Below are 17797 nucleotides of genomic sequence, written 5' to 3'. Positions count from 1 at the left end.
CGGCCGCCCCGACTCTGTGACGCCCCCGGCGCTGTGACCCGCGCCACGGGCCGGGAGTGTCACACAGCGCAGGGGCGCGGCGTCTTGTGCGTGTGACACGGACACGAGAGAACGGGCGGGAGCCGGCGATGAGCGGACACGGCGAGGAAGCGACACGGCCCCCGGGGCCCGGCGCGCGGGGCGGTGGCATGGAGCGGGCCACCGAAGCCTTCCTCGCCCACCGCAATCTGCTGTTCACCGTGGCGTACGAGATGCTCGGTTCCGCCGCCGACGCCGAGGACGTCCTGCAGGACGCCTGGCTGCGCTGGGCGGGCGTCGACGCCGCCACCGTGCGGGACGAGCGGGCGTACCTGATCCGCATCACCACGCGGCAGGCACTGACGCGGCTGCGCACCCTGCGCCGGCGCAAGGAGGCCTACGTCGGCCCCTGGCTGCCGGAGCCGCTGCTCACCGCGCCCGATGTGGCCGAGGACGCCGAGCTGGCCGAGAGCGTGTCGATGGCGATGCTGCTCGTGCTGGAGACGCTCACCCCGACCGAGCGGGCGGTGTTCGTGCTGCGCGAGGTCTTCGGCATCGAGTACGACGAGATCGCGCGGGCCGTGGACAAGACCCCGGCGGCGGTCCGCCAGATCGCGCACCGGGCCCGCACGCACGTGGCGGCGCGGCGTCCCCGGGGGCCGGTGTCCCGGGAGGAGTCGCGCGGGGCCCTGGAGGCGTTCCGGCGGGCGATCGAAACGGGCGACCTGCAGGGCCTGTTGGACATCCTCGCCCCGGACGTCGTCTTCCTCGGCGACGGCGGCGGAGTCGTACGGGCCGCTCTGGAACCCATCGTGGGAGCCGACCGGGTGATCCCCCTGCTGATCGTGCTCCCGGCGACGAGGTCCCTCCAGCCGGCCTACGTCAACGGCCACCCGGCCCTGCTGCTCCGCAAGGACGGCGAGGTCGACACGGTCGTCACGGTGCGCGTCGAGGACGGCGTCATCACGGGCCTGTACGCCGTGCGCAACCCCGCGAAGCTGTCGCGTGTCGACCGGGAGACCGTGGTGGTCCGCTGAGCGGCACCAGGGGGAGAAACACGAAAGCGAGGAGGTCACGCTCTCCTCGCCACTCTCAACATATAGCGCACAGGGGGGCTTGCGGCAAGGCCCCCCTCATGCCGCAGAATCGCCCGGCGAAGCCACAACCAGCGGATACGGGGATTTTTGATGATCGATGTGCTCATTGCGGGCGGCGGCCCGACCGGCCTGATGCTCGCCGCCGAGCTGCGGCTGCACGACGTGCACGTGGTCGTGCTGGAGAAACTGAGCGAGCCGACCAAGGAGTCGCGCGGGCGCGGCCTGCACGTGCGCAGCGTCGAGATGATGGACCAGCGCGGCCTGCTGGACCGGTTCCTCGCGGTGGGGGAGAAGTTCCAGGTCGGCGGCTTCTTCGGCGGCATCCACAAGCCCTGGCCGGACGGAATGGACACCAACCACCCGTACGGCCTGTCCACCCTGCAGCCGGTCACCGAGCGGCTGCTGCGCGAGCGGGCGCTCGAACTCGGCGCCGACCTGCGGCTCGGCTGCGAAGTGACGGGGGTGGACCAGGACGCGGACGGGGTGACCGTCGCGCTGGCGGACGGCACCCGGCTCCGCTCGCGCTACCTGGTCGGCTGCGACGGCGGCCGCAGCACCGTGCGCAGGCAGCTCGGCGTCGCCTTCCCCGGCGAACCCGCCAAGGTCGAGACGCTGCTGGGCGACATGGAGCTGACCGCCGACCCGGACACGGTGACCGCCGTCGTCACCGAGGTACGCAAGACGCAGCTGCGCTTCGGTGTCATCCCCAACGGCGACGGGGTGTTCCGCGTCGGCGTGCCCGCGGCGGAGGTGTCCGAGGAGGATGCGGGCACACCGACCCTGGAGGAGTTCAAGGCGCGGCTGCGGGCCGTCGCGGGCACCGACTTCGGTGTGCACTCGCCGCGCTGGCTGTCCCGGTTCGGTGACGCCACCCGGCAGGCCGAGCGCTACCGGGTCGGGCGGGTGCTGCTGGCCGGCGACGCCGCCCACATCCACCCGCCGACCGGCGGGCAGGGGCTCAACCTCGGTGTCCAGGACGCGTTCAACCTCGGCTGGAAGCTGGCCGCCGAGGTGCACGGCTGGGCGCCCGAGGGCCTGCTGGACACCTACCACGCCGAACGGCATCCGGTGGGCGCCGCCGTGCTGGCCAACACCCGCGCCCAGATGACGCTGCTGGGGACCGACGCGGGGGCCGTGGCGCTGCGCGAGCTGCTGTCGAAGCTGATGGACTTCAACGAGGTCAACCGGTACATGACCGAGACGGCCTTCGCGGTCGGCGTCCGCTACGACCTCGGCGAGGGGCACGAACTGCTCGGCCGGCGGCTGCGGGACGTGCGGCTGAAGGGAGGCCGGCTGTACGAGCTGATGCACCGCGGCCGCGGGCTGCTGCTCGACGGTACCGGCGCACTGTCGGTGGCCGGCTGGGCGGACCGGGTCGACCATGTCGTCGATGTCGCCGAGGAGCTGGACGTGCCCGCCGTACTGCTGCGTCCGGACGGCCACGTCGTCTGGGCCGGCGACGACCAGCAGACTCTCGCCGGCCCGCTGCGCACCTGGTTCGGACAGCCTATCGACTGATTGGTCGGTCAGTTACGGGGCCGGTCCGGGAGCGTCGTTCCTTCGGAAAGACAAGACCGGGCCGGCCTACCGGTGTCGTCCCCGCACGGGATATCCCTGTAACGGCGCCCCGACCCGGCGCCGTTGCCCGAGAGAGGAGTCCCGCCGTGGACGGCTGGTACGTGGACGACCGCTGCACCAACTGCGATGCGGCCCGGCAGTTCGCCCCCGAACTGATCGGTGAGGCCGACGGGAAGTCCCGGATCCTGCGCCCGCCGGGCGACGAGACGGAGAGGCGGCGCCTGCACGCCGCCGCCTTCGCCTGCCCCACCCGCTCCGTCCGGCCGCTGTCCGGGCGCCTGGATCCGGCGCTCGACCCGTTCCCGATGCGCCTCGACGACGGCGTGCTGATCTGCGGCCACAACTCGCCCCGCACCGCCGGAGCCCACTCCTACCTGCTTCTGCGCCCCTCCGGCACGGTCATGATGGTCGACACCCCGCGCTGGAGCCGCGAACTCGGCAGCCGGTACGCGGACTTCGGGCCCGTCACCGACGTGCTCCTCACCCATCGCGACCACGCCGCGCACGGCCGCCGCTACGCCGACCGCTTCGGCGCCCGGTTGTGGATCCACGAGGGCGACCTGGACGCCGCACCGGACGCGGACCAGGTGATCCGCGGACTCGACCCCCTGCCGATCGGCCCGGGGATCACCGCCCACCCCCTGCCCGGACACACCCGCGGCAGCGTGCTCTACCTCGCGGACGACCGGTACTGCTTCAGCGGCGACAGCTTCTACTGGTCCCGCACGACCGGTGATCTGGAGGTCGCGCACAGCGTCACCTGGTACTCCATCGAGCAGCTGGCCGCCTCCCTGGCCGAGGCGGCCGGACGGCTGCGCTTCGAGTGGCTGCTGCCCGGCCACGGGAGCCGGCACCGCCTCGCAGCCGACGAGATGACCCGCCGGCTGCACGCGCTGGCCGAACGCACCCGCCTGCTGCGGCCCCGGCCCGTCGACTTCACCGCCGTGCGCTGGTGACCGGGTCCGCGCCGGTGAGGATCACGAGCTGCCCGGTCGCCCGGGTCATCGCCACATAGCGGTCGACGGCCCCCGCGACGCCCGTGCCGAACTCCTCCGGGTCGACGAGGACGACCAGGTCGAACTCGAGCCCCTTCGCCAGCTCCGGCGTCAGCGACCGCACCCGCGGCCGCTCCTGGAACGACGGGGCGCCGATCACGCACGCCACCCCCTCGGCGTGGCCGGCCAGCCAGGAGTCCAGGACCGACGTCAGCTCCGACGCCGAACCGCGCACGACGGGCAGGCCGTTGCCGCGCACCGAGACCGGCACGTTGGCGTCCGGCAGCGCGGCCCGGATCACCGGCTCCGCCTCCGCCATGATCTCCCGCGGCGTACGGTAGTTGATGGTGAGGGAGGCCAGGGTGATCCGGTCCAGCCCTACCCGCTTCAGCCGCTCCTGCCACGACTCGGTGAAGCCGTGCCGGGCCTGGGCGCGGTCCCCGACGATGGTGAAGCTGCGCGACGGGCACCGCGAGATCAGCATCTGCCACTCCGCGTCGGTCAGTTCCTGCGCCTCGTCCACGACGACGTGCGCGAACGGCCCGGCGAGCAGATCCGGGTCGACGGACGCCAGTTCGGACTCGTCGACCAGGCTCACCTGGGCGTCCTCGCCGCGCAACATCCTCACCAGGCCCTCGCCGTCGTCGCCGTCGGCGCCCGAGTCGGCGACGGCCGCGATCAGGTTGTCGACGACGTGCGCCATGCGTTCGCGCTGGGCGGCGAGCACGGCCACGCGCCGCCGCGCGCGCCGCGCCACCTCCGGGTCGCCCACACGCTGGTGTGCGGCGTCCAGCAGCGGCAGGTCGGACACCGTCCAGGCGCGCGGGTCCGCGCGCTGCAGCACGCGCACCTCCTCGCGGCTGAGCCAGGGCGCGCACATCCGCAGGTAGGCGGGCACCGACCACAGGTCCGCCACCACGTCGGCGGCCTCCAGCAGCGGCCACGCGCGGTGGAACGCGGCCAGCAGCTCCCGGTCCTTGCGCAGATACCGGCGCAGCTCCTCGGGAGAGGCGTCGCCGTCGTGCTTGTCCACCAGGAGGGTGAGGAGTTCCTCCCGCACCTGTTCGCGGGCCTCGTTGTGCGGTGTGCCCGGTTCCGCCGCGTCGAAGGCGGCCGCCCAGTCACCGGGGGTGAGCCGGATGTCCGACCAGGGCGTGGTGACCGTCATGGGCTCGGCCGGCGGCTCCTCGTAGAACCGGACGGCCTTCTCGATCGCGCCCACCAGGGCCGCGGACGACTTCAGCCGGGCCACTTCCGGATCGGTCTCGACGTCCGCCGTCGCCCCCTCGGGGACGAGGTCCCGCAGGACGCAGGTCTGCACGCCCTCCTCGCCGAGACTGGGCAGGACGTCGGAGACGTACGCCAGATAGGGGCGGTGCGGGCCGACGAACAGCACGCCGCCCCGGCGGTGACCGAGCCGCGGGTCGGAGTGGAGGAGGTAGGCCGAGCGGTGCAGCGCGACGACGGTCTTGCCGGTGCCAGGCCCGCCGTCGACGACGAGGGCGCCGCGGGAACCGGCGCGGATGATGGCGTCCTGGTCGGCCTGGAGGGTGGCGAGCACGTCCCGCATCCGCGACGACCGGGCGCCGCCCAGAGCGGCGACGAACGCGGACTGGTCGTCCAGCGCCGCGTGGCCCTCCAGCCCGTCGGCGGTGAACACCTCGTCCCAGTAGTCGCTGATCCGGCCGCGGGTCCAGCGGTAGCGGCGCCGGGCTGCCAGCCCCATCGGGTCGGCGTGGGTGGCCCCGAAGAACGGCTCGGCCGCGGGGGAGCGCCAGTCGAGCAGCAGCCGGCGCCCGCTGCTGTCGGTCAGCCCGAGCCGCCCGACGTACACCGGCACGCCGCCGTCCGCGCCGACCATGCGGCCCAGGCACAGGTCCAGTCCGAAGCGGCGCAGGGTGCGCAGACGGGCGGTCAGCCGGTGGATCTCGGCGTCCCGGTCCATCGCCTCCCGGCCCGTGCCGCCGGGTGCCTTGCGCGTGGCGGCGAGACGGTCGGACAGCTCGGCGATCGTCTCCTCCAGGCAGGCGGCCAGGGCAGCGAAGTGCCGCTCGTCGTCGGCGATCAGCGCCGGGTCCGCCTTCGCGGACAGTTGCTCGGGAAGGTCGAAGGCACGGGTGGTCAGGGGGTTCAAGGTCAGCTCCGTTCACATGCGGCGTGCGGGGTGTCCGGTCGGCCGCGGCCGGACGGTGCCCGGCCGCGGCAGGGTACGCCGCCGCACCGGGACACCGGGCGTCGGTGGTGGTTCGTGGGAGGGGCAGGGCGGCCGGGCCCGGGCTGCGGCGGGCCGCCTGGCGGGGGTGGCGAGGGCATGGGGGCCGGTGCCTTGCCTGGGCGGCGGGCCGCCGGGCGGCGGGTTTCCGAGGGGGGCGGATCGTGGGTCGAGTGGTGGGCGAAGCACGGGGTCCGGGCGATGCCCGCTGTACGGCGGCCCGCCGGGCGGACATCGGGCGGTGGTGGTGGTCGTGGTCGTGGCGTACGGCTGGTCGGGCCCCGGCCGTCTCAGTCGATCGCGTGGAGCAGCAGCTTCGCGGCCACCACGGTCCCGTCGAGCAGCAGCTTCGCAGCCGCCGCGGTCCTGTCGGTGCGGACCAGGGCGGCCACCTCGCTCGTCCGGGCGACTGCCGCGGGGGCCAGGGCCGTGTCCGGCGCCGCCGACAGGGAGGCCGCGGTCGGCGCCGGAGCGTCGGGTGCCGCGCCGGTGCCCGGCGCGGCCACCCGGCCCGCCCGGTACGGCTGGTCCGCCGGCTGCGCCACGACGATCTGCGGCGCACCCGCCCGGGTGGCCGCCCCCACCTTCGCGCCGTGTTCGCGCGGCGCGACAGCGAGCCCCGACAGGGGCTCCATGTCCCCCCGGCGTCCATCGGTTGACAACACCACAGGCACTGCGTGACTCCCCCTGTTGCGGCCGGTCCTTGCTTCGGCCGCCGATTGTGCGCCACGAAGGGGGCCTTGCGGCAAGCCCCCCGGTGCGCTATAGGTTGAGAGTGGAAAGGAACGGACGGCGTCCTTTCCCTTTTTTGTGCGCCGAGCGCGCATCCCCCTCCCCGGCCGCGCACCACTCCTCCCGGCCGCGAGCCCCCCTTTCCGGAGCGCGCACTTCTCTTTACGGCGCACGCAGCTCTTTTTCCTGCGCGGGCAGCTCCCCTGTGCGCGCCATCGCGCCCCTTCCAGACCGTGAAATTCCGAATCTCCACCGGTAGGTCGTGAAACGCGCACACGCCCCATCATTTATGCTCGATCGGTGAATCAGCCCATTGGGTCCTGACCAGGGCGGACGCCGACTGGAACCCGGTCGGACCCACAGTGGTTTTTCATATGAACTGCATGGGGGGGAATCCCGTGAAGTGGTCGTACACACCACTGGTATCCGTCGTGATACCGGTCTACAACGCGCTGCCCTATCTGGAGCAGACGCTCGCCTCGGTTGCGCAGCAATCAATTGGCATGGACGCGCTAGAAATCATCGCCGTCGACGACGGCAGCACGGACGGCAGCGGTGAGCGGCTCGACGCCTGGGCGAAGGACAGGCCCTGGCGGATGAAAGTGATCCACCAGGAGGCGTCGGGCGGCCCGAGCCGGCCGCGCAACGTCGGACTCGACCACGCCCGTGGCACGTATGTCTTCTTCCTCGACGGCGACGACTGCCTCGGCCCCGAGGCGCTGGAGCGGCTGGTCGCCATGGCGGAGAAGAACAACTCCGACGTGGTCCTCGGCAAACTCGTCGGCGTCGGACGGCGCGTGCCGCGGCAGGTCTTCGCCAAGAACGTCGACAAGGCCGACCTGTCCAAGGGCGACGTCTACTACACGCTGATGCCGTTCAAGCTGTTCCGGCGCGGCATGCTCGAGGCGCACGGCATCCGCTTCCCGGAACACATGCGCATCAGCGAGGACCAGCACTTCGTCGCCCGCGCCTATCTGCACAGCAAGGTCATCTCGATCGTCGGCGACTACGACTGCTACTACCTCGTCAAGCGGGGCGACGAGGGCAACATCACCGCGAACGGCCTGGAGCTGGGCACGGTCCTGAGACAGGCCGACGAGATGATCCGGTTAGTCACGGAGATGACCGAACCCGGGCGACTGCGCGACCATCTGATCACCCGTCATGTCCGGGTGGAGATGGTGCGCCGCTTCGACCGCCGCTTCCTCGACGCCGATGCCGCCACCCGCAGGGAACTGGTGGAGCTGGCCCAGCCGTACGCCCGGAAGTGGATCACGCCCGCGGTCTCGGCCGAGTTCGGTCTCCACGAGCGGCTGGTCAGCCACTGCCTGCGCGAGGGGCTGGCCGAAGAACTCGCCGCGGTCGTCGAGTGGGAGCTCGCCGACCGCCCCGGCAAGGCGCTCACCAGGAACGGCAGGCTGTACGCCGCACCGCCGTTCCCCGCCGCGGATTCCCCGGTGTACGAGGAGCTCTGCGACATCACCTCCGACATGCTCAGGGTCAGCCCGCGCCGCCGGCTCGACCACCTCCTCTGGCAGGGCAGCGTCCTCGAACTGGGCGGCTACGGCTACCTCGACCAGGTGGACACCGACGACCTGGTCACCGAACTCGTCCTGCGCCACGCCCGCAGCGGCAAGGAGATCGCGGTCAGGTGCGAACAAGTGCCCTCCCCGCACCTGACCGTGGCCCGCGGCAAGGAGACGTACGACTACGGGCGGGCCTGCTTCCGGGTGCGCGTCGACCTGGCGAGCGTGGACGACGGGCGCGCCCTGCCCTCCGGTGACTGGCATCTGTCCCTGCGGTGCACGGCGCACGGCATGACCGCGCGCGGCGCGCTGGGCGGGGCGCTCGGCAACGGCGTGGGCCGCCGCGGCCCGCACGCGCTGTCCCTGTCCGGGAACGGCAAACGCGTCCACACCGCCCGGGTCCGGCCCGACGACGGACAGCTCGTCCTGGAACTGCGGCCCGCACCGTCGGCGGTCACCGCCTACGCCTTCAGCGTCACCGGCAAGGCCGCCCGCGCACTGCGCGCCCGCCTCACCTGAACGCGAGGCGCCCGGGCGTCACCACGGCCGGATCGGGCACGTCCCGGTCCGGCGGCCGGCGGCATCCAGCAGGTGGCCCATCCGTTTGACGGTACGCACCCCGACGATGCGGTCGGTGATCTCCAGCGACGGCAGCCGGGCGCCCATCGCGGTCTCCCGGTGCTGCACCGCGCCGAGGTCGCGCATCCAGTACGTGGCGAGAACGTTCGCCGTCCCGGTGACGGCGGCCACCAGCCGGCACTCCGGCAGCGTGCCCAGGGTGCGGTGCAGGCCGTTCACGTCCCGGGCCGGCGCCCGGCCCCGGAAGGTCACCGCCACCGGCAGCGCGCTCAGCGCGGGGGAGAGGTCGCAGCGGAAGCGGGCCATGTCGGAGGCGGTGAGCCGGTGCAGCCGGCGCCGCACGGTGGCGGCGCTGGTCCCGGTGAGCTGGGCCAGCTCCGCCAGGCCCAGCCGGCCGTCCCGGGCGAGGAGGTCGAGCAGGGCCCGGTCGAGCGCGTCGAGCGACGGCGCGGCCCCGCCGTCCCGCTCCCGTGACCCGGCCGGATCCAGGGCGCTGAGCTGCGCGGCGTCCAGGGAGCCCAGCCGCCAGCGCGTCCCGTCGGCGTAGAGCGAGGTGGCGAACAGGCACTCCACGCCGGTCACCCCGGGCAGCAGCGCGAGGCGCTCGGTGACGAACCGGTGCAGCGCGGCGGGCGTCGGCGCCAGCACGTCCAGCAGGAGATCGGCGGAGCCAGGAGCCGTCAGTTCCACGGTCACCGCCTCCGTGAGGCCCGCGACCCGTGCCGCCAGCCGCTCACGTTCCGCCGGCGCGCAGCCGACCAGCACGAACGCCGTGCAGCGGGTCCGGGTGAACGCCGGTCCCGGCACCACGGACAGCCACGCCAGTCCCTCCCGCGTCAGCCGTTCCCACCGCCGGGCCAGCGTCACCGCCGTGACACCGAGCAACGGGGCGAGATCGGACCAGGCGGCACGCGGGCGGATCTGCAGCGCGTGCACGAGAGCGAGGTCCAGCTCGCTCACGGTGTCCGATTCCTTCACCCGCGCCGACCTCCGTGCAGGATTTCCACGATGTTCCCGGGGTCCTCGACCGAGGGTCGCACTCTAGCCATCACCTCGGATTCCAGCCAAGGGAAGACGGTGAGACAGTGACCGGAACCATCAGCCGCGGCCGCGGACTGCTCGCGACCATGACCCTGATCGTGGTGTGCAGCGGAGTCGTCCAGGGCTACCTGACCCCGCTGCTGCCCGTCGTGGGCCGGCACATCGGGCTCTCGGGAGTCGGCCAGAACAACCTGTACCTGCTGTCCCAGCTCGCGTTCGCGGTGCTCACACCGCTGCTGTCACGCTGGGGCGACATCCACGGCCACCGGCGGCTGCTGCGCGTCGCCGTCGCCATGGTGGCGGCCGGCTCGCTGCTCATCGCGGTCCGCCCGACCACCGCCACGCTCGCGGTGGGCATGACCCTGCAGGGCGCCGTCGTCGGCTTCTTCCCGCTGCTGGCGGGCATCCTGCGCTCCCGGGCCCCGGAACGCGGCCGCACGGGCATGTCCGTCCTCGTGGGCGCGCTGCTGCTGTCCATCGGCGTCGGCGGCCTGGCCGCCGGCTCGCTCAGCGAGGAGCACGCGTCGGCCGGGCTGTGGACCGCCGTACCGTTCGCGCTGCTCGCCCTCGCCGCGGCGCTCGCCCTGCCCGACAGCACGACCCGGCGGGCGGGCCGCTTCAACACGGCGGCGGCGACGCTGCTCACCGTCGGACTCGGCGCGCTCGTCCTGGTCCTCGCCCAGGGCGGCACCTGGGGCTGGAGCTCGGCGCCCACCCTGGCGACGGTCGCCGTCGCCGTCGTGGCCCTCGTGCTGTGGGTGCGCGTCGAGCAGCACTCCGCCCACCCCCTGGTCGACGTCCGGCTGCTGCGCAACGCCCGACTCGCGGTGATCAGCGCGCACACCTTCTGCGCGGCCTTCGGCACCATCGGCTTCCTCGGGGCGAACGCGGTCTTCCTCGGCGCCCACCGCGACGGGAACGGCTACGGCCAGGGACTCGGCTCGCAGGACATCGCCCTGATCTCGCTCGCCATGGTCGTCGCCGGCTGCGCCGGATCCACCGCCACTCCACGGCTGGCCCGGCTGATCGGGGACCGGGCCACCCTCGCCACGGGCGGCGGCGTCGGCACCGCCGGCTTCACGTCGCTGGTGTTCTTCCACGCCTCCCTGCCGCAGTACCTGGCCGGCGCCCTCGTCGTCGGGGTCGCGACCGGCATGTTCGAAGCCGTCACCCGCACCCTGTCGGTGGAGGTCGTCGACGACGCCGAGACCGCGCTGTCCGTCGGCATCAACGAACTCGCCCTGTCACTGGGCGCGGCCATCGGCGCCGCCGTGATCGGCGCGCTCTTCGCGGCCCACCCGGCAGCGGGCGGCGGCATCGCCCCGGCGGGCTACCTGTGGGCCTGGGCCGCCTGCGCGGCCGTCGCCCTCGCCGGAGCGGTGATCGGGCTGCTCTTCAAGGGCGGCGCGGCCCCCGCCACCGCCTCGACGCCCACCCTGATGACGACCAGTGGGGAAGCCGCATGACACACTCTCAGTCCCTCGCCCCCGCCACCGGCCGGGCCCTCACCGCAGCCGCGGACGCCGTCCGCTCCCGGCGGGACGTCCTCATCGGGCTCAGCCACAGCCTGCACGCGGAACCCGAGACCGCGCTGCGGGAGTTCAAGTCCGCCGCGAAGATCGCCGCGGTGCTCGCCGACGCCGGCTTCCGGGTGACCGACCGTGCGGGCGGCGTACCGACCGCCCTGGTGGGGACCTACGGCACCGGCGACCTGGTGGTGGCCCTGTGCGCCGAGTACGACGCGCTGCCCGGCATCGGCCACGCCTGCGGCCACAACGTCAACGGCGCCGCCGCCGTCGGGGCCGCGCTCGCACTCGCGGCCGTGGCGGACGATCTCGCCCTCACCGTCAAGCTCGTGGGCACCCCGGCGGAGGAGGACATCGGCGGCAAGGTTCTGCTGCTCCGGGCGGGCGTCTTCGACGACGTCGCCGCGGCGATGATGGTCCACGCGGCGCCCGAGGACTCGGTCGGCGCCTCCTCACTCGCCGTGGGAGCCTGGGACGTGACCTACCGGGGACGCCCGGCCCACGCCGCGCTCGCCCCATGGGAGGGCGTCAACGCCCTCGACGCGATGACGCTCGCGCACACGGCCGTGGGCCTCCTGCGCCAGCAGCTGCCGCCCGGCACCCTGGTCCACGACATCGTCCTCGAAGCCGGCCACGCCGTGAACGTCATCCCCGAACTCGCGCGCGGGCGCTACGAGTTGCGGGCCCACACCGTCGACGACCTCGCGCACGCCCGGCAGCGGGTGCGGGCCTGCCTGGAGGCGGGCGCCCTGGCCACGGGAGCAGCCCTCGACCTCGCCGAGCACGGCCACGACTTCGCCGACCTGCGCCAGGACGCCCGCCTCACCGCCGCCTATGTGCGGGCCGCCCGCGCCCTGGGCCGCGACCCGGTGGACCGGCACGGGCAGCGGATGGCGTCCACCGACATGGGCAACGTCTCCCACGCCGTACCGTCGCTGCACCCCACGATCGGCTACGACACACAGGGCGCGATGCAGCACACCGAGCAGTTTGCCCGCCACGGGACGAGCCCCGGCGCCGACCGGGCCGTCCTGGACGGAGCGATCGCCCTCGCCCATGTCGCGGTGGAGCTGGCCACGGACCCGGTCGGGCGGCAGTTGTTCCTGGACCGTGTGGCGGCCCGCCGGGGTGAGGCCACGACGGCGTGAGCGGCCAGGGGCGGTGACCCGGGGGCCGGCGCGCTCCTCGCCGGCCCCCACCGCTCCCACGACGTGCGGCCCGCCTCTGACGCGGTTTCGGGGGAGGCGGCGTGCCGGACCGCCGAGGCATCGGGAAGACTGGGCGGCACGCAGCGTAGGAGGAGAACAGCCGCCGATGACCGAACCCCGACCGGCCTCCGCGTCCCGTCAGCCGACGATCGCCGATGTGGCACGCGCCGCCGGTGTGTCCCGTACGACCGTCTCGCACGCGCTCAACGGGCTGGGCAAGGTCGACCCGCGCACCCGGGAACGCGTCAAACGGGTCGCCGGGGAACTGGGCTACCGCCCCAACCTGCGCGCCCAGCGACTGCGCCGCGGCGAGGCCAGGGCGATCGCCCTGCTGTCGTCGATGCCGCTCGCCGTGGCCGGCGGACCGTCCCGGCTGGGCTTCTACATGGAGGTCGCGGCCGCCGCGGCCGAACACGCGCTGGCCCACGGGTTCGCGCTGGTACTGCTGCCGCCGGGGGAGTCCGGTGCGGGGCTGCGCACGGTCGACGTGGACGGCGCCATCGTCGTGGAGCCCCGCGAGGACGATCCCGTGGTCGCCGAGCTGCGCGAACGCGGCCTGCCCTGGGTGGCGCTCGGCCGGCCGGTGCCGGACGCGGCGCAGGCGCCGTACGCCGACCTCAACGGCGAGGCGGTCACCGAACTGCTGCTGGACCACCTGGCCCGCGAGGGCGCCCGCAGCCCCGCGCTGCTCACCGCGCCCGGCACCCGGTCCTCGGCCGTCGACGCGCGGACCGCCTACGCGCGCGCCGCGGAACGCCACGGCTGGCCGCCGGTGACGGCCGTCGCCGAGGAGTCCGGCGGCGAACAGGCGGGCTACGAGGCGTGCGCCGCCCTGCTGCGCGAACACCCCGGCATCGACGCGCTGTGCGTCATGGTCGACGCGTTCGCGGTGGGCGCGGTGCGCGCATTGCACGACAGCGGGCGCGCGGTGCCGGACGACGTCCTGGTCGTCACGCGCTACGACGGCGTCCGCGCGCGCACCTGCATGCCCCCGCTGACCGCGGTGGACCTGCACCTGGAACAGGCCGCGGCACAGGCACTCGACCTCCTGCTACGGCACCTGCGGGGCACCCCGGCCGACACGGACCACGCCCCGACCCCACCCCTTCCACCCCCCACCCTGATCCCCCGAGCCTCCTCACTACGCCAGCCCTCCACCACCCTCTGACCCCGGGCGCGAGCGGGGCAAGGCGTGTGACCGGGTGCGCCGCCAACCCACAAGGAGCGCGGGGCACTGCCCGGGACCGGGTGCGACGGCCAACCCACAAGGGGCGCGGGGAACTGCGCGACCAGCCCCCACAGGCCCGCACCCGAAAGTCCACCGGGGCCCCGGCGCGTGGTCGCCGAGGCGCTCTCTGAGACCGGGTGCGGAGGCCAACCCACAAGGAGCGCGGGGCACCGCCCGGGACCGGGCGCGCAGGCCAACCCACAAGGGGCGCGGGGAACTGCGCGACCAGCCCCCACCGGCCCGCACCCGAAAGTCCACCGGGGGTCCCGGCGCATGGTCGCCGGGCACTCCCTGAGACTGGGTGCGATGACCAACCCCTCAGGCCCCCGGAGGGAACCCGCGGGTCATATCCCCAGCATCAGCACCAGCCCCGACACCAGCGCGAACACCAGCACCCCCAGCCGCAGCCGCCGCGCGTTCAGCCGGTGATGCACCAGCCGGCTCAGCGCCGCGCCCGCGGCCAGCGCGGGCAGCATCCACAGCGCCGTACCCAGGTGGTCCAGGTGCGCGCGCCCCGTGCAGAACAGCAGGACCAGGGAGGCGGCCTCGCCGAGCAGGAAGCACACGGCGACCGTGGCCCGCAGCTCCGGCGGCGGCCGGTGCTGGTAGACCAGCGCGAGCGGCGGCCCGCCCACGCCGGTGGCCGTCTCGGTGATCCCGGTGACCAGACCGGCGCCCACATACGCGGCACGGCCCGGCGCGAACGCCGGCGCCGCGAGGCTGACCAGCGCCGCGAGCACGGTCGCCACCCCCACCAGGAGCCCGAGATCGTGCTCGGGAACGGCGGCCAGCAGCACCAGCCCCGCCGGAGTGGCCGCGAGGCGGGCGCCGGTGATCCACCCGGCGCCGCGCAGATCGATGCTGGACCGCTCCCGCCAGGCCACGTACAGGTTCAGCGGGATCATCGACGCGAGCAGGAAGACGGGCAGCAGCCCCGGGTCCGCGAGGCCGGCCACCGGCGCGACGATCAGGGCGTAGCCGAGGCCGCTGGCGCCCTGCACGAAGGCGGCGACGGCCACGGTCACGGCCAGCAGGGCGAGGGCGTCGCCGCTCATGCGCGCACCTCCCGTGCGATGTCGGCGCGGATCATCGGGCGGCCTCCGTGGAGGGCCGGTGCACCCGGACGATGGGGGCCCGCCCGACGACTTCGGCGGCGAGCTCCCGGGCCCGCGCCACGAGGCCCGCACCGTCCCAGGTCAGGGGCGAGCCGTGCCACAGCCGCAGGCGTCCGGCCGTGAACACCGCCGTGATCTGGTCGCGGTTGCCGCGGCGCAGCAGCTCCCAGGGCAGGTCGTGCGAGGCGGCCAGTTCGGGGACGGTGAGGTCGACGAGCAGAAAGTCGGCCGCCGCGCCCGTGGCCACCACGCCCGCGCTCACGCCCGCGACACCGGCCTTCGACCCCAGCCCGACCGCGTCGGCGCCCAGCCGGGTGCCGTGGTCGAGCCAGGTCCAGCCGCCGCCGCACGAGGAGTCGCCGGTGGCCAGCCCGTGGGTGAGGCGCTGGGCGGTCTCGGCGGCGTCCAGCAGCCGGAAGGCGTCGCCACGTGTGCCGTCGGTGCCGAGGCCGAATCGGATGCCCTGCTCCGCCATGAGCAGGGCGGGCGCCACGGCGTTGCCCTTCCACGCGCTGGCCACGGGGTTGTAGCTGACTGCGGTTCCGGTGTCGCGCAGCAGGGCGAGTTCACGGGGCGTCAGCAGGGTGGCGTGGGCGGCGAGCAGCTGCGGCCCGAGCACGCCCAGCCGGTGCAGATGCTCCAGCGGCCGCAGTCCGTGCCGTACGAGAGAGCGCTCCACCGCGGCGAGGTGTTCGTTGACGTGGATCTGCAGGACCGCGCCCGCCTCGGCGGCGAGCCGGGCGAGGCTCGCGAGGGTGGCCTCCGTGGCCGCCTCCGGGATGGAGACGGCGAGGGAGGGGTGCACCAGCGGGTCGCCCGCGTAGCGGGAGAGGTGCTTGCCGGCCCGGGCGACCACGTCGTCCGCGCCGGGCTCGTCGGCGTCGTTGCAGATCGCGCCCAGGACGCAGCGCAGGCCCGCGTCGCGTGCGGCGCTCGCCACGGCCTCCACGTCGATCGGTGCGCGCGTCCCGGCGTCGGCGACGGTCGTGAAGCCGCCGCGCAGGGCCTCCCACGCGGCGAGTTTCGCCGCCACGTACGCCGACTCCTCGTCGAGGGCGCCTTCCAGCGGCACCCACACCCGGCGGAAGATCTCCGAGGGTTCACCGAACGCCAGCGCGGCGCCGAAACTCTGCGTGAGGTGGTGGTGGGCGTCGACGAACCCGGGCAGCAGGGCCCGGCCCGGCAGCCGTACGGGGCTCAGCCCGGGATGGTCGCGCAGGACGCGGGCGGTCGGCCCGACGTCGGTGAAGACGGTACCGGTGACGACGACGGCGTGGTCCTCGGCGGGCCCGTCGGGCAGCAGAACGGTGTCGGGGACCAGCAGCAGCGGTGTGTCGTCGTGCAGCAGTGGCCCGGGATCGGGGCTGGACAGGGGGTGCATGGTGTCCTTGTCGTAGGTGTTCACGGGGGGTTCAGGGGTGGTGCGGGTCCGCGGGAGCGTCGGCCGGGGTGCCGACAGCGGGGGCGGGCTCGGCGGGGGCCGCCTTGAGGGAGCGGGAGACCCACGGCGGGCGGTGGAAGAGCGCGTGCAGCAGGGCCGCGGTGAACGCCCCGACGGCGACGCCGCTCTCCAGGAGGATGCGGGGGGTGGGCGGGAGCTGGGCGTAGACGCCGGGCACGAGGATCGGGAGGAGGCCGGCGGCGAGGGCGACGGCGACGATGAAGGTGTCGGTGTGGTCGTCCAGGCCGGCGCGGCCGAGGAGCTGGATGCCGAGCACCGTGATGACGCCGAAGACGACCAGCGCGGTGCCGCCCACCACGGGCGCGGGGATCGCGTTGACCAGCCGGGCCACGGGCGCGAGGAATCCGATGACGATCAGGAAGAGTCCGGCGGCCACCGTGACGAAGCGGCTGCGGACGCCGGTGAGTTTGACGATGCCGATGTTCTCGCCGCTGGTGACCATCAGGGGCAGCCCGAAGAAGCCGCCCGCCAGTGAGACGAGCGCGTCGCCGCGGATGGTGCGGGGCGCGTCCCGGCGGGCGTCGGGCTCCAGACCGACGGCCTCGCTGTTGACCACGGTCTGCCCCGTCGCCTCCGCCATCGAGGCCAGGCTGTAGACCAGCAGGGGGAGCGCGGCGACGAGGTTGAACTGCGGGGTGCCGAACGGCATCAGCTCCGGCGCGTGCAGCAGTCCGCCGCCGCCCGCCAGATGCACCTGGCCGAGCAGGGCGGCGAGCGCGGTGCCGGCCAGCAGGCCCAGCATGACGGAGAGCTGGCGCAGGGTGCCGCGCAGCAGCCCGTAGGCGACGACGGTGAAGCCCACGGTGGCCAGGCCCAGCAGCAGGGCGCGCGGCTCGCCGAAGCCGCTGGTGCCGGGGCGCCCGGTGACCAGCAGGGCGCCGACCTTCACCAGGTTCACGCCGACGATGGTGATCATCGTGCCGATGACCAGGGTGGGGAAGAACTTCAGCAGCCGTGAGAACACCGGCAGCACGACGAAGTAGAAGACGGCGGTGATGATCACCGCCCCGGTCGCGGTCCGCAGTCCGTGCTGGTCGGCGATGGAGAGGAACAGCACCAGCGGCGCGCCGCCGGGCAGCATGACGAAGGGCAGCCGTGCCCCGATGCCCCACGGTCCCAGGGACTGCAGCAGGGAGCCGAGGCCGGAGAGCACGAAGGCGGCGGCCAGGAGGTTGACGGTCAGCGCGGGTGTGAGGTGCAGCGTCGCGCTGACCAGGAAGACGCTGGAGATCGGGGTGGCCGCCATGACCAGCACGTGCTGGATGCCGAACAGCAGCATCCGGTGCACGGGACGGTAGGCGTCGACGGGATGGCGGCGCCGGTCGTCGGCCTGTGCGGCGGTCTCGGGGTCCGGGGCAGCGGGTGGAGCGGTGCGTAGCGACACGGGGGACTCCGTTTCGAGGTCGACTCGCTCGGTGGTTCGGCCTTCTTCGATGGCCCGGACGGCGGCCAAATCGATTTGGCCAAATCGATTTGGCCG

General features: G+C 73.9%; 13 protein-coding genes. 7 read left to right on the top strand and 6 right to left on the bottom strand.

Features of this window, described 5'->3' with window-relative positions; genetic code table 11:
• The first annotated feature begins 188 nt into the window (after positions 1 to 188).
• The 3 genes from AB0E88_RS32880 to AB0E88_RS32870 all read left to right on the top strand — a co-directional run bounded on the left by AB0E88_RS32880 (position 189) and on the right by AB0E88_RS32870 (position 3649).
• Positions 189 to 1055: an RNA polymerase sigma-70 factor gene (locus AB0E88_RS32880; RefSeq protein ID WP_361638266.1), complete on the top strand. Its 867-nt coding sequence runs from the start codon at positions 189 to 191 to the stop codon at positions 1053 to 1055.
• Between the two features lie 150 nt (positions 1056 to 1205).
• Positions 1206 to 2633 carry a rifampin monooxygenase gene (rox, locus tag AB0E88_RS32875; RefSeq protein ID WP_361638228.1) on the top strand — a complete coding sequence of 476 codons (1428 nt, stop codon included), beginning with the start codon at positions 1206 to 1208 and terminating at the stop codon, positions 2631 to 2633.
• A 146-nt stretch (positions 2634 to 2779) separates the two neighbouring features.
• A complete protein-coding gene (locus tag AB0E88_RS32870) occupies positions 2780 to 3649 on the top strand; it encodes a ferredoxin (RefSeq protein ID WP_361638226.1) in 870 nt (289 codons plus the stop codon).
• Here AB0E88_RS32870 and helR read toward each other — a convergent pair.
• Together helR and AB0E88_RS32860 are read right to left on the bottom strand one after the other, a co-directional pair.
• Complete coding sequence (helR, locus tag AB0E88_RS32865; protein WP_361638224.1) at positions 3630 to 5822, bottom strand: RNA polymerase recycling motor ATPase HelR; 2193 nt, start codon at positions 5820 to 5822, stop codon at positions 3630 to 3632. The genes AB0E88_RS32870 and helR overlap by 20 nt on opposite strands.
• Before the next feature lie 368 nt (positions 5823 to 6190).
• Entirely contained in the window at positions 6191 to 6535 is a 345-nt protein-coding gene (locus AB0E88_RS32860) for a hypothetical protein (protein ID WP_361638222.1), read from the bottom strand.
• A 480-nt stretch (positions 6536 to 7015) separates the two neighbouring features.
• Between AB0E88_RS32860 and AB0E88_RS32855 the strand changes: the two genes are divergently transcribed.
• Complete coding sequence (locus AB0E88_RS32855) at positions 7016 to 8677, top strand: glycosyltransferase (protein WP_361638221.1); 1662 nt, start codon at positions 7016 to 7018, stop codon at positions 8675 to 8677.
• 18 nt (positions 8678 to 8695) lie between these two features.
• Here AB0E88_RS32855 and AB0E88_RS32850 read toward each other — a convergent pair whose 3' ends face one another.
• Entirely contained in the window at positions 8696 to 9697 is a 1002-nt protein-coding gene (locus AB0E88_RS32850; RefSeq protein WP_361638219.1) for an Lrp/AsnC family transcriptional regulator, read from the bottom strand.
• 125 nt (positions 9698 to 9822) lie between these two features.
• Here AB0E88_RS32850 and AB0E88_RS32845 point away from each other — a divergent pair, with 125 nt between their 5' ends.
• The 3 genes from AB0E88_RS32845 (at position 9823) to AB0E88_RS32835 (ending at position 13680) form a co-directional block, all read left to right on the top strand.
• Complete coding sequence (locus AB0E88_RS32845) at positions 9823 to 11244, top strand: MFS transporter (protein WP_361638217.1); 1422 nt, start codon at positions 9823 to 9825, stop codon at positions 11242 to 11244.
• Positions 11241 to 12452 (top strand): amidohydrolase, encoded by a 1212-nt coding sequence (locus AB0E88_RS32840; protein ID WP_361638215.1) that lies wholly within the window; start codon positions 11241 to 11243, stop codon positions 12450 to 12452. Before AB0E88_RS32845 ends, AB0E88_RS32840 begins: the two co-directional genes overlap by 4 nt.
• Before the next feature lie 166 nt (positions 12453 to 12618).
• Positions 12619 to 13680 carry a LacI family DNA-binding transcriptional regulator gene (locus tag AB0E88_RS32835; protein ID WP_361638213.1) on the top strand — a complete coding sequence of 354 codons (1062 nt, stop codon included), beginning with the start codon at positions 12619 to 12621 and terminating at the stop codon, positions 13678 to 13680.
• Positions 13681 to 14084: 404 nt separating this feature from the next.
• Here AB0E88_RS32835 and AB0E88_RS32830 read toward each other — a convergent pair whose 3' ends face one another.
• The 3 genes from AB0E88_RS32830 to AB0E88_RS32820 are packed head-to-tail and all read right to left on the bottom strand — an operon-like array spanning position 14085 to position 17701.
• Positions 14085 to 14795: a sulfite exporter TauE/SafE family protein gene (locus AB0E88_RS32830; protein WP_361638211.1), complete on the bottom strand. Its 711-nt coding sequence runs from the start codon at positions 14793 to 14795 to the stop codon at positions 14085 to 14087.
• Positions 14796 to 14826: 31 nt separating this feature from the next.
• Positions 14827 to 16236, bottom strand: coding sequence for an amidohydrolase family protein (locus AB0E88_RS32825; protein WP_361638264.1), 1410 nt, complete (start codon positions 16234 to 16236; stop codon positions 14827 to 14829).
• 31 nt (positions 16237 to 16267) lie between these two features.
• Positions 16268 to 17701 carry a solute carrier family 23 protein gene (locus AB0E88_RS32820; protein ID WP_361638209.1) on the bottom strand — a complete coding sequence of 478 codons (1434 nt, stop codon included), beginning with the start codon at positions 17699 to 17701 and terminating at the stop codon, positions 16268 to 16270.
• Between the last annotated feature and the right edge of the window lie 96 nt (positions 17702 to 17797).

It is taken from the genome of Streptomyces sp. NPDC028635 (assembly GCF_040637635.1).
Taxonomy (GTDB): Bacteria; Actinomycetota; Actinomycetes; order Streptomycetales; family Streptomycetaceae; genus Streptomyces.
Note: the sequence above shows the minus strand (reverse complement) of the source record. Positions and strands in the feature narration are given on the sequence as shown.